Genomic DNA, 12,782 nt, shown 5'->3' on the forward strand with positions numbered 1-12,782 from the left:
CCCTGTCGTTCGGATCAGATAGGGCCTACTTCTCCGCCGGTACCGCGAGGGCCGCTTCGGACTCGGTGTCCGTGGCGGCCCTTTCGCCTGCCGGGGCGGAGTCACCGATCGTCAGCAGCGTGTACAGGACGCCTCCCACCAGCCCCGACAGCAGGAAGCTGCAGTCCACCCCGCCGGTCAGGCTCAGCAGCGGCCCCTCGTACGACGGCAGTGCCACCGCCAGCACGCCGACCGTCGCGCCCAGCGTCCACGAGACCGTCGCCTGGATGTTCCAGCCGCCGCGGAACCAGTAGATCCCGCCCCGCGCACGCCGGTTGAACACCTGGAGCGCCTCCGGGTCGTACACCCCGCGGCAGCGCGCGAAGCCGATGAGGGTGATGACCGCCCAGGGGGTGCCGATCGCCGTCAGCAGCAGGACGAACGACGTCATCGCGTCCTGCGCCGTCGAGGCGTAGTGGCCGACGAAGACGCAGATCGTGGCGACGACCGCGACCGCGTACGTGGCCTTCGCGCGGGAGGCGCGCGGCAGGATGGCGTCCAGGTCCAGGCCCATGGAGTAGAGCATCAGGCCCGCGTTGCCGACCGAGCCGGCGGAGGCGGCCAGGAGCAGCGGCAGCAGGTACCAGGTGGGGGAGGCGTCGACCAGCGGGCCCGCGTAGTCGAGGGCCGCCCGCGCCGCGTACGCCGTGAAGGTGCCGAACAGCTGCGGGACCAGCAGGCCGAGGATCAGGCCGAGCCAGGTCGCGTGCAGGACCCGGCGGGAGGAGTGGCGGGCCGGGGAGATGTAGCGGGTGTAGTCGCCGAGCAGGGTGATGAAGGCGATGGGGCCGGACAGTCCGGCCGCCACCATGGCCAGCAGCCACGTCGGCCAGAACCCGCCCAGCAGATAGCCGCCCGCCTCGGGCAGCGCGGCGGTGGTGAAGTGGGGGGCGTAGGCGATCACGCCCAGGACCAGCAGTGCCGTCATGCCGATCGCCAGGACGCGGGACATGGCGAGCAGTACGCGATAGCCGTACACCGCGCCGGCCACGGTCGCGGCGGCGAGGAGCGCGTAGACGACGCCGTACGACACGTCGTTCGCCGGTATGCCGAACATGCGGCCCAGCACGCTCACCATCACATCGCCGCCGATCCACACCGTCAGCGCGGAGTAGCCCAGCGCCAGCAGCAGGCCGACGACCGAGCCGACCAGGCGGCCCCGGACGCCGAACTGGGCGCCGGAGGACGTGGACAGGTTCGTCGCGGTGCGCAGGGAGATCAGGGCGAGCGGTGCGGTGAGGGCCGTGCCGACCAGGGTGCCCACGACGATCGAGGTGACCGACGCCCACCAGTCCAGTCCGAACGACGGGGGCAGCCAGCCGAAGACGATCACTCCGAGACAGAGGTTGGACCCCAGCAGGATCGAGACGAGGTCCCGTGGGCCACTTGTGCGTTCCTCCTCGGGGATGGTGTCGACTCCGCGCTGTTCCATCGGCATGGCAGGTCTCCTTCGATCGGCCGCCAGAGTTAGAGCGACGTTCAATGTGTGGGATGGTTGTGGCCGAGTCAACACTTCGGAACCGGCGATTTCGTTTTTAGAGTGATGCTCTAATGTGGGGGAGGCAAGGAGGTGCCCACGGCATGAGACTGACTCCCACGGAACGTGACCGGCTGCTGCTCTTCGGAGCCGCGGAGCTGGCCCGCGCGCGCCGCGCCCGCGGCCTGCGGCTCAACGTGCCGGAGGCGACCGCGCTGATCGCGGACACCGTCTGCGAGGCCGCCCGCGACGGCGCCCGGCTCGCGGAGGCCATCGAGCGCGCCCGGTCGGTGCTCGGCCCGGACGACGTGCTGCCGGGTGTCGCGGACGTCGTGACCGAGGTGCATGTCGAGGCGGTCTTCGACGACGGTTCGCGGCTCGCGGTCGTCACCGACCCGATCGGCCAGGGCCTCGGGGACCGTGCCCCGGGTGCGCTGCTGCCGGGACCCGAGCACGCCGAGCCCGAGGCGGTCGTACGGCTGACGGTCACCAACACCGCCACCGTGCCGGTCTCCGTCACCTCCCACTTCCACTTCTTCGAGGCCAACCCGCGCCTCGACTTCGTACGGGAGCGGGCCTACGGGATGCGGCTCGCCGTGCCCGCCGGGTCGTCCGTGCGCTTCGGACCGGGGGAGAGCGCCGAGGTCGGGCTCGTACCCATCGGCGGTCACCGGATCGCGATCGGTTTCGCGGGGCTCGTCGACGGGGCGCTGGACGCCCCCGGCGCCCGCGAGGAGGCACTGCGCCGCGCCGCCGCCTGCGGCTACCTCGGCGTACCGGAAACACCTGAGCAGGAGGTCGAGCGATGAGCCGCCCAGGAGGCCACCCCGCCGAGGCCCGCCGCCTCACCCCCCACGAGTACGCGGCCACCCACGGCCCCCGCGCCGGCGACCGGATACGCCTGGGCGACTCCGGCCTGACCATCCGCGTCGAGTCCGACTCCCAGCGCTACGGCGACGAGTTCCTCGCCGGGTTCGGCAAGACCGCGCGGGACGGGCTGCACCTCAAGGCCGCGGCCGTCCGGGAGACCTGTGACGTCGTGATCAGCAATGTGGTGGTGATCGACGCGGCGCTCGGGATCCGGAAGGTCTCGATCGGGATCAGGGAGGGCCGGATCTGCTCGATCGGGCGGGCCGGGAATCCCGACACCCTCGACGGGGTCGACGTCGTGGTCGGCACGGGCACGTCGATCGTGTCCGGCGAGGGGCTCATCGCCACCGCCGGAGCCGTCGACACCCACGTCCACCTGCTGTCGCCGCGCGTCATGGAGGCCTCGCTCGCCTCCGGGGTGACCACGATCATCGGGCAGGAGTTCGGACCGGTGTGGGGCGTCGGGGTCAACTCGCCCTGGGCGCTGCGGCACGCGTTCAACGCCTTCGACGCCTGGCCGGTCAACATCGGCTTCCTGGGGCGCGGTTCGTCGTCCTCGCCGGCGCCCCTGGTCGAGGCCCTCGCCGAGGGCGGGGCGAGCGGGTTCAAGGTGCACGAGGACATGGGCGCCCACACCCGGGCGCTGGACACCGCCCTGCGGGTCGCCGAGGAACAGGACGTCCAAGTGGCCCTGCACAGCGACGGGCTGAACGAATGCCTGTCCGTCGAGGACACCCTCCGCGTCCTGGAGGGCCGCACCATCCACGCCTTCCACATCGAGGGCTGCGGCGGCGGACATGTGCCGAACGTCCTGAAGATGGCCGGCGTCCCGAACGTCATCGGCTCCTCCACCAACCCCACCCTGCCCTTCGGCCGGGACGCGGTCGCCGAGCACTACGGCATGATCGTCTCCGTCCACGACCTGAAGACCGACCTGCCCGGCGACGCCGCCATGGCCCGCGACCGCATCCGCGCCGGGACCATGGGCGCCGAGGACGTCCTGCACGACCTGGGCGCGATCGGCATCACCTCGTCCGACGCGCAGGGCATGGGACGCGCCGGCGAGACGGTCCGCCGTACCTTCGCGATGGCCGGGAAGATGAAGGCCGAGTTCGGCGCCCCGGACGACCACGACAACGAGCGCGTCCTGCGCTACATGGCCAAGCTGACCATCAACCCGGCCATCGCCCACGGCCTCGCGCACGAGGTGGGGTCGCTGGAGGTCGGCAAGCTCGCCGACATCGTGCTGTGGCGGCCGGAGTACTTCGGGGCCAAGCCGCAGCTCGTGCTGAAGGCGGGCTTCCCGGCGTACGGCGTGGTCGGGGACCCCAACGCCGCGACCGACACCTGCGAACCCCTCGTCCTCGGCCCGCAGTTCGGTGCGTACGGCGCCACACCGGCCGACATCTCGGTCGCCTTCGTCGCCCGGGCCGCCGTCGAGCAGGGCCATGACTCGATGCCGACGCGCAGAAGAAGGGTCGCCGTCCGGGGCACCCGCGGCATCGGACCCGCCGACCTGCGCCTCAACTCCCGTACCGGAGCGGTCGACGTCGACCAGCGCACCGGTCTGGTCACCCTCGACGGCGAGCCGCTGCGGTCCGAGCCGGCCGAGTCCGTCTCCCTCAACCGCCTGTACTTCCTATAAATGTCACAGCCTGTAAGGATCACTCATGTCTGCTGCCGACGACGGCTTCCGTATGCCCGCCGAGTGGACCCCGCACGAGCGCACCTGGATGGCGTGGCCGGGCCCGAACGCGACCTTCGACGACGCCGAGGACCTCGCCGCCGCACGCATCGCCTGGGCCGCGGTCGCCCGCGCGGTGCGCCGCTTCGAGCCGGTGACCGTGGTGTGCGGACCCGGCCAGTCGGCGCAGGCGCGGACGCTGCTCGGCGACGGCATCGAGACGGTCGAGCGGGAACTCGACGACGCCTGGATGCGGGACATCGGCCCCACCTTCCTGACCAACGGCAAGGGTGAACTCGCCGCCGTCGACTGGACGTTCAACGGCTGGGGCGCCCAGGACTGGGCCCGCTGGGAGCACGACGCGAAGATCGCCGCCCATGTCTCCGACCTCGCGGGCTCGGTGAAGACGTACGCCTCGGAACTCGTCAACGAGGGCGGTGCCATCCATGTGGACGGCGAGGGGACCGTCCTGCTCACCGAGACGGTCCAGCTCGGCCCGGAGCGCAACCCGCACTGGACCCGCGAGCGGGTGGAGGCCGAGATCCACGCGCACCTCGGCACCCGCAAGGCGATCTGGCTGCCGCGCGGCCTCACCGGCGACTACCCCCCGAACGGCTTCGGCACCCTCGGCCACGTCGACATCGTCGCCGCCTTCGCCCGCCCCGGCGTGGTCGTCGCGCACCACCAGCCGGACCCGGCCCACCCCGACCACGAGGTGACCAAGGAGGTCATCGGCCTCCTGAAGTCGGCGACGGACGCCCGCGGCCGCCGCCTGGAGGTCGTCGAGGTGCCCGCCCCGACCGTCCTGGAGGCGGACGGCAACTGGGCCGACTACTCCTACATCAACCACTACCTCTGCAACGGCGGCGTGGTGCTGTGCGGCTTCGACGACCCGCGCGACGAGATCGCGGCCGGGATCTTCCGGCGGCTGTTCCCCGAGCGGACGGTGACCCTCGTCGACGCGCGGACGATCTTCGCGGGCGGCGGCGGGATCCACTGCATCACCCAGCAGCAGCCGAGGGCGACCGTCAGGTAGAACGTACGGGTGGATGTACTGACCTGCGTCACCTGCGGAACACGGCTGACCGAGCCGCTGGACCTCCCGCCGGAGCTGCCGCCCCGCCCGGCGTACGACGGCCGCGAGAACCCCGACGGCTCCCTGCACGCCCCGGCGACCGTGCCGCGCGGGAGGTACGCGGTGGACCCGGAGGCGTGCGGGGCGCCGTATGTGCCGCATCCCGACCCGGAGTGGGTCGGGGCCGCCCACCCGGGCAACGGGGCCATGGGAGACCCCGACGGGCAGGGCTTCCTGATGTCCGCCGGCCCGCGCGACACCCTGGTGGTGCACCCCGAGGACACCCGCGGGTGGCTCTCCGCCAACCCGGCCGTGCGGGAGATCGGTTGCCGCGGGGTGCCCGGGCGCGAGGGGCCCAACGAGGTGTGCGCGGAATGCGGGGCGGTGGTGGCGACCCTGTTCGCCGAGTGCTCCGGCCCCTACGAGACGCATTTCCTGCCCGACGCCGTACGGGCGGAGTCCGCGTGAGCGCGCCGGGCGCCCGCCGCCGCACCCCCGCCCCGCCCCGCGAGGACGTCCTCGCCGCCGCCATGACGATGATCGCCGAGCGCGGCCTGGAGAAGCTCACCATGGCGGCGCTCGGCCGAGCGGTCGGCATGAGCAGCGGCCACCTCCTCTACTACTTCCACTCCAAGGACGAACTGCTGCTGCGGACCCTGGAGTGGAGCGAGGGCCGGCTCGGCGCCGAGCGCGGCCGGCTGCTGACCCGGGGCTCGGCGACGGTCCGCGAACGGATCGACGCCTACGTCGACCTGTATGTCCCCGACGGCCACCGCGACCCGCATTGGACCCTGTGGCTGGAGGTCTGGAACCGCTCGCAGAACGCCGACGACGACGCCCGTGACCGCCAGGCCGCCATCGAGGGCGCCTGGCACCGGGACCTGGTGGCGCTGCTCGCGGAGGGGGTGTCGAGGGGCGAGTTCCGGGCGGTCGACCCGGACCGTTTCGCCGCCCGGCTGCGGGCGCTGCTGGACGGCTTCGCCATCCATGTGGCGATCGGGCTGCGCGGGACCGACCGTGGCCAGATCCTGTCGCACGTACGGGAGTTCCTCGACGAGTCACTGGGGCGGCCGGGGCTCGCGGACGCATGACCGGCCGCCCGGGTTGTACGTAAACGAGCGGATTGACCCGGGGTTCCTGATGCGATTGCATCCGTGTGAGCCCTCGGCGCGGGGGCGGGGGGAACGACAAGGTTTCGGGGGACCGTGTCCAGCGCCGCGCGCGAGGAGCACACAGGGGGAACTTCCATGCGTCACGCACACCGCACCGTCCTGAGCGACCACCGGATCACCGTCCTCTTACCGGAAGCGAGGTGACCCGGTGCGACGCCTGACCACCGGCGCGATCCTCGCCGCCGCCCTCGTCCTCACCGCCCTGCCGACCGCCGCAGCCGACGCCGACGCCGGCGTCCAGCGCATCAGCACCGGCTCCGACGGCACCCAACTGCCGGTCCCCGCGTCCGGCGGCACGGTCAGCGCCGACGGGCGCCACGCCGCCTTCACGGCCGCCGACCCCTCGGGCGGCCTCGACAACAACCGCGTGTACGTCAAGGACCTGCGCACCGGCACGCTGACGGCGGTGCCCGAGGAACTGCAGTACACCCGGAACGCGATGATCAGCGCGGACGGCCGCCGCGTGGTGTACGACAACGGCAACCGCTACTCCAAGCCGTACGTCCATGACCGCGTGACCGGAGAGACCCGCCAACTGTGGCCCGCGCAGCCGCCCGACGACGGCTTCTACGAACTGGGCGGCGCCAAGGCGCTCAGCGCCGACGGCCGGCACGTGGCGTACACCGTCGGCAACCGGCACGGCTTCCAGTACGCCCGCGTGCTCTACGTCCACGATCTGGCCACCGGCACCGACGAGCCGGTCTCGCCGCTCCCGCCCGAGGGCGCGATCGACGGCGCCGCCCTCGACGCGCACGGCCGCACCGTCGCGTACACCGTGTTCCTGCGCCTCGACCAGACCTCGGTGCACCGCGTCCACGTCCTGGACCGCGAGACCGGCGAGCGCCGCCTCATCGCCGAGGGACCCGCCGGCACCGCCACCGGCACCGTCCATCTCTCCGCCGACGGCCGCCGCCTGCTCCACCACGTCCGCACCGCCGACGGCACCACCCAGGCCCGCCTCCACGACCTGCGCACCGGCCGGTCCACCCCGGTCGGCCCCGCGGGCGCCACCGCCGTCGCGGCCGACCGCACCGCCCGCCATGTCCTGCTGGCCCGGGACGACGCCCTGACGCTGCTCGACCTGCGCACCGGCAGGGAGCACCCGGTGGCCGCCGACGGCACCGCGCGGGCCGGTTCCGTCACCCGCCACGGCCGCTCCGTCGTCTTCACCTCCACGGCCGCCGACCTGGTCCGGGACGACACCAACGGGATGCCGGACGTGTTCATCGACCACATCCACTGACCGACAACCAGCACCGCAACAGGGGGAACAGATCTTGTACGCCAGCACACGCACCACGCTCGCCGCCGCCCTCGTCGCCGCCACGGTGGCACTGACGGGGACGTCGGCGAACGCCGCGCCGCGCGTCCCGTCCACCGAGCGGGTCACGCTGTCGCCGACGGGGGAGCAGGGCGACGCCGACTCGTACGGGCCGCAGCTCAGCGCCGACGGCAGGTTCGCGGCCTTCACGGCCAACGCGGCCAACCTGGTGCCCGGCGACACCAACGGCCACGCGGACGTCTTCGTGCGCGACCTGCGCAAGGGGACCGTCGAGCGGGTCAGCGTCAGCTCGGACGGCGCCCAGGCCGACAACCCCTCGTCCCTGCAGGCCATCAGCGCCGACGGGCGGTACGTCCTGTTCCGCTCCAACGCCCGAAACCTCGTCCACTGGGACACCCCGCCCGCGAACGCCGCGGCCGACGACATCTACCTCCACGACCGGCGCACCGGCAGCACGAAGCGGATCAGCGTCGCCTTCGACGGGGGCTCCGCCCACGCGGCCGGCGCCCATATGTCGGCGAACGCCCGCTACATCGCCTTCAACGCCAAGGCCGACCGGATGGAGGAGGGCGCGCGCGACCTCTTCGGAGCCGTGTACGTCTTCGACCGCCGCACCGGCAGGACGGAGCGGATCAGCAACCCGGACCGCCCGGACAACCCCGCGCTCTTCCAGGACATGAGCGCCGACGGCCGCTATGTGCTGTACACACAGCTGGTGCCGCGCAGCTCGTTCGGGGTCACATGGGTCCACGACCGCCGCACCGGCACCGAGGAGCGGGTGAACGTCAAGGCCGACGGCTCCCCGGCCCAGCGGTACGCGCTGCCCGCCTCGCTCTCCGCGGACGGCCGCACCGTCGCCTTCGAGAACTGGGACGAGGACCTGGTCCCCGGCGGCACCCCCGAGGGCGCGTCCGACATCTATGTCCGCGATCTGCGCACCGACGTCACCCGGCGGGTCGACACCGGCTCCGACGGCGAGACCATGCCCGGCCGCCCCGTACTCAGCCCCGATGGCCGCCACCTGGGCTACGAGGCCACCCCGCGGCTGCCGGACGGAAGGCCCGGCCCGGCCAACATCTACCTGCGCGACCTGCGCACCGGCACCACCCGCCTGGCGGGCGAGTCGGTCACCGGCGGACCCGTGACGGACGCCTCCGTCGCGCTGTCCTCGCTGAGCGCGGGCGCCGAGCGCATCGGCCTCGGCAGCAGCTCGTCCCAGCTCGTGCCCGGCGACACCAACGGCAGCAACGACGGCTTCGTACGCCGCCTGCGTTGATCAGCACAGTGTTCGCATCCTGAGACGGACGGTGAGCACGGGGCGGGACTGTGCCAGACTGCCTCCGTGCTCTCGTTCGCCATGATTATTGGCAGCAGGCGCGCCGGTCCGCAGTGACCGCCACGTACGACCAGGTACGGGCGGACACCGTCGTCCTCGACCCGCGCGCAGACCTCTCGCACCCGCGAGGGGTTTTTCTGTTTCCCGGCCCACCCGCAGCCGGGCGGAGAGCGCGAGGGACCATAGGTGGGGGCGGTGGAGCCGGTCATTCCGGTAGACCGAGATCCGACACAGGAGCCTTACGACCATGACGGTAACCAGCGAGCTCGACGACTCGTTCCACGTCTTCGACACCACCCTGCGCGACGGCGCCCAGCGGGAGGGCATCAACCTCACCGTCGCCGACAAGCTGGCCATCGCCCGTCATCTGGACGACTTCGGCGTGGGCTTCATCGAGGGCGGCTGGCCCGGCGCCAACCCGAGGGACACCGAGTTCTTCGCCCGCGCCCAGCAGGAGATCGACTTCAAACACGCCCAGCTGGTCGCCTTCGGCGCGACCCGCCGCGCGGGCGCCAAAGCCGCCGACGACCCGCAGGTCAAGGCACTCCTGGACTCCGGTGCCCCGGTGATCACCCTCGTCGCCAAGTCCCACGACCGCCATGTCGAGCTCGCCCTGCGCACCACGCTGGACGAGAACCTGGAGATGGTCCGCGACACGGTGTCGTATCTGCGCCAGCAGGGCCGCCGCGTCTTCGTCGACTGCGAGCACTTCTTCGACGGCTACCGCGCCAACCCCGAGTACGCGAAGTCCGTCGTCCGTACGGCGTCGGAGGCCGGCGCGGACGTCGTCATCCTCTGCGACACCAACGGCGGCATGCTCCCCGCCCAGGTCCAGGCCGTCGTCTCCACCGTCCTCGCCGACACCGGTGCCCGGCTCGGCATCCACGCCCAGGACGACACCGGCTGCGCGGTCGCCAACACCCTCGCCGCGGTCGACGCGGGCGCGACCCACGTCCAGTGCACGGCCAACGGCTACGGCGAGCGCGTGGGCAACGCCAACCTCTTCCCGGTGGTGGCGGCCCTGGAGCTGAAGTACGGCAAGAAGGTCCTCCCCGAGGGCCACCTGCGCGAAATGACCCGCATCAGCCACGCCATCGCGGAGGTCGTGAACCTCACCCCGTCCACCCACCAGCCCTACGTCGGCGTCTCCGCCTTCGCGCACAAGGCCGGCCTGCACGCCTCCGCGATCAAGGTCGACCCGGACCTGTACCAGCACATCGACCCCGAGCAGGTCGGCAACACCATGCGGATGCTGGTCTCCGACATGGCCGGCCGCGCCTCCGTCGAGCTCAAGGGCAAGGAACTCGGCATCGACCTCGGCGGCGACCGGGAACTGGTCGGCCGGGTGGTCGAGCGGGTCAAGGAGCGCGAGCTCAAGGGCTACACCTACGAGGCCGCCGACGCCTCCTTCGAACTCCTCCTCCGCGCCGAGGTCGAGGGCAAGCCGCTGAAGTACTTCGACGTCGAGTCCTGGCGCGCGATCGTCGAGGACCGCCCCGACGGCACCCACGCCAACGAGGCCACGGTCAAGCTGTGGGCCAAGAGCGAGCGCATCGTCGCCACGGCGGAGGGCAACGGCCCGGTCAACGCCCTCGACCGCGCCCTCCGGGTCGCCCTGGAGAAGATCTACCCCCAGCTCGCCAAGCTCGACCTCGTCGACTACAAGGTCCGCATCCTGGAGGGCGTCCACGGCACCCAGTCCACGACCCGCGTCCTGATCTCCACGTCCGACGGGGCGGGGGAGTGGTCGACGGTAGGCGTCGCCGAGAACGTCATCGCGGCCTCCTGGCAGGCCCTGGAGGACGCCTACACCTACGGCCTGCTGCGGGCCGGGGTGTCGCCGGCGGAGTAGCCGCACGGGCCGCCCGGGGGTGGGTCGCGCGGCCCAGCGCGACGGGGTGCCCGCAGCTACGGACGCTGTGCCGACGCGTGGATGGGGCGCGTACCCCCGCGGTGCCGCAGTCGCCGACGGCGGGAAGGGGACGTGTCGGGGGGTGTCCGCCCGCAGTGACCGGCGTCAACACGCGGCACCTCTTGGCCCAAGGGGGCCGCCGGTCCGAGGACGGACACCCCCCGGCGCGGCCCCGACCCACAACCGCACCGCAGGCGCTACGCGCACCCCCACCCAACCCCCACAGGCCGCCGCAGGCATCACACGCGAACCCCCGCCCACCCGCAGGGGCTATTGCAACCGCCGCATCTCACTGCGTGCCCGACCAGGTGAACGTCGCCGACGTCTTGCCCGGCAGTGAGTAAGTGGCGTGCTGCGAACCCCAGTTGATCGTCACCGTCCTCGCGGTGGAGGCGTCGTTGTAGGCGATCAGCGCCTTCGAACCGTCGGGGTTGCGCCACGCCACGTTGGGCACGGACGACGACGCCGTGGAGGCGATCCGCTGCGCACCCGGCCGTACGAACTTCGTCAGGTGGCCCATCGTGTAGTACTCGACGGTGTAGTCGACCTGGCCATGCCGGGAGTCCCCGTTGTGGACCGTGATCAGGCCGTCGCAGACCCCGCAGCCGCCGTTGTGCGGCCCCCGGTTCTGGTCCACCGCCAGCGACCACTTCGTCACCGACTTCGCCCAGTTCCGGGTGTAGTCGATGATGTTCATCATGTCCTCGCGCTGCTGGTTGGCGATCCAGGTGCCGCCCGAGTGCTCGGTGCCGAAGGCGTCCAGCTGCGGGTACCGGTCGTGCACCTGCGTCTGCTTGGCCACGTCGCCGCCGTAGCCGTGCCAGGCGATCCCGCCGAAGTTCGGGTGGGAGCGGATCGCGCCGTCGTCGACGGTCTGGGCGGCGTACGCGTCGTAGGTGTCCCAGTTCCAGTCGTGCGCCAGCACCTTCGTCGACAGCCTGGCGCTGCGCAGCTTCGGCAGGAGCTCGTTCTTCGTGAAGTACGCCAGCCCGCTCGCGTTCCAGCTCATCGACGGATAGCCCGAGCAGCAGGTCGGCTCGTTCTGGGCGGTGACGTACGAGACCGGGATGCCCTGGGCCTGGTAGGCCTGCACGTACTTCACGAAGTACGAGGCGTACGCCCCGTAGTACTCCGCCTTCAGCCAGCCCCCGTTGAGCTGCCCGCTGTCCTTCATCCAGGCGGGGGCCGTCCACGGCGAGGCCATCACGGTGAGCGAGGGATTGAGCTGAAGCGCCTGCTTCGTCAGCGGCACGACGTCCTGCAGATCGTGGGCGATCGAGAACTCGGACAGATCCGGATCGGTCTGCCCGGCCGGCATGTCGTCGTAGGTGTACCCGAAGCGGGCGAGGTCCGACCCGCCCATGGGATTGCGCAGGAAGGACAGCCCGATGCCGTCCGTCGGGGAGAACAGCTTGCGCATGGTGGCGTCCCGCGTGGCCTGGGACAACGCGCCGCTGCCGTCCATGAGCCAGGCCGCGGTGTCCGTGAACGACGCGCCGCCGCCGGTGAAGGTCTGGTAGCGGGTGTTCTCGTCGACGGTGATGTTCTCGCCGCTGCCGCCGGAGCCCGCCTGGAAGGCGAAGGGCGTCTGCGGCTGGAGTCCGCGGACGACATGGCGTCCGCCGGTGTCGTCCGTCGTGGTGAGCCAGGGGGTGATCTGTTCGCCCGCGGCCTGCGCGGGTGTGGCCGCCGAGAGGCCGGCCGTGGTGAGGAGCCCGGCGAGGAGCAGCCCGAGCGTCCGAGTGGATCTCCTCATGGAGCGCCGCCCTTCTGAGGTGGGGGATGGGAGGCGTGCGAGGCGTGAGTAAATGGCGGCTTCGTCACCGCGTCAAGGGGTCGCGCGTTCATTAGCTGAAAGGACAACACGGCTGATCCGGCCAGGAGTTGAGTGCGCACCGGCCCTGACGTGAAGTCTTGACGCCAACGCGGGCCGCC

The 12,782-nt window shown here is 71.7% G+C and carries 9 protein-coding genes and 1 pseudogene; 8 read left to right on the forward strand and 2 right to left on the reverse strand.

Annotated elements, in window-relative coordinates; all coding sequences use genetic code 11:
• Positions 1-25: 25 nt before the first annotated feature.
• The gene (locus AQI70_RS34305) at positions 26-1,477 is read right to left on the reverse strand and encodes a cytosine permease (RefSeq protein WP_062156366.1); all 1,452 of its coding nucleotides are present in this window, start codon (positions 1,475-1,477) and stop codon (positions 26-28) included.
• Positions 1,478-1,620: 143 nt separating this feature from the next.
• On the opposite strand from AQI70_RS34305, the gene ureA reads away from it, so the two are divergent.
• The 8 genes from ureA (at position 1,621) to cimA (ending at position 10,787) form a co-directional block, all read left to right on the forward strand.
• Positions 1,621-2,325: an urease subunit gamma gene (gene ureA / locus AQI70_RS34310; RefSeq protein WP_062156367.1), complete on the forward strand. Its 705-nt coding sequence runs from the start codon at positions 1,621-1,623 to the stop codon at positions 2,323-2,325.
• Complete coding sequence (locus AQI70_RS34315) at positions 2,322-4,031, forward strand: urease subunit alpha (RefSeq protein WP_062156368.1); 1,710 nt, start codon at positions 2,322-2,324, stop codon at positions 4,029-4,031. Before ureA ends, AQI70_RS34315 begins: the two co-directional genes overlap by 4 nt.
• 25 nt (positions 4,032-4,056) lie before the next feature.
• Complete coding sequence (locus tag AQI70_RS34320; RefSeq protein ID WP_062156369.1) at positions 4,057-5,106, forward strand: agmatine deiminase family protein; 1,050 nt, start codon at positions 4,057-4,059, stop codon at positions 5,104-5,106.
• A 9-nt stretch (positions 5,107-5,115) separates the two neighbouring features.
• Positions 5,116-5,613, forward strand: coding sequence for a hypothetical protein (locus AQI70_RS34325; protein WP_062156370.1), 498 nt, complete (start codon positions 5,116-5,118; stop codon positions 5,611-5,613).
• Between the two features lie 62 nt (positions 5,614-5,675).
• Positions 5,676-6,236, forward strand: a complete 561-nt coding sequence (locus AQI70_RS34330; protein WP_052032387.1) for a TetR/AcrR family transcriptional regulator — start codon at positions 5,676-5,678, stop codon at positions 6,234-6,236.
• 229 nt (positions 6,237-6,465) lie between these two features.
• Entirely contained in the window at positions 6,466-7,560 is a 1,095-nt protein-coding gene (locus AQI70_RS34335; RefSeq protein ID WP_062156371.1) for a hypothetical protein, read from the forward strand.
• Positions 7,561-7,594: 34 nt separating this feature from the next.
• Positions 7,595-8,875 carry a TolB family protein gene (locus AQI70_RS34340; RefSeq protein ID WP_062156372.1) on the forward strand — a complete coding sequence of 427 codons (1,281 nt, stop codon included), beginning with the start codon at positions 7,595-7,597 and terminating at the stop codon, positions 8,873-8,875.
• Between the two features lie 307 nt (positions 8,876-9,182).
• Positions 9,183-10,787 carry a citramalate synthase gene (gene cimA / locus AQI70_RS34345; RefSeq protein ID WP_062156373.1) on the forward strand — a complete coding sequence of 535 codons (1,605 nt, stop codon included), beginning with the start codon at positions 9,183-9,185 and terminating at the stop codon, positions 10,785-10,787.
• 352 nt (positions 10,788-11,139) lie between these two features.
• Here the strand turns inward: cimA and AQI70_RS34350 are convergent.
• Positions 11,140-12,603: pseudogene (locus AQI70_RS34350) on the reverse strand (glycoside hydrolase family 30 protein); the annotation flags it as partial.
• Between the last annotated feature and the right edge of the window lie 179 nt (positions 12,604-12,782).

The organism is Streptomyces curacoi (genome assembly GCF_001513975.1).
GTDB lineage: Bacteria > Actinomycetota > Actinomycetes > Streptomycetales > Streptomycetaceae > Streptomyces > Streptomyces curacoi.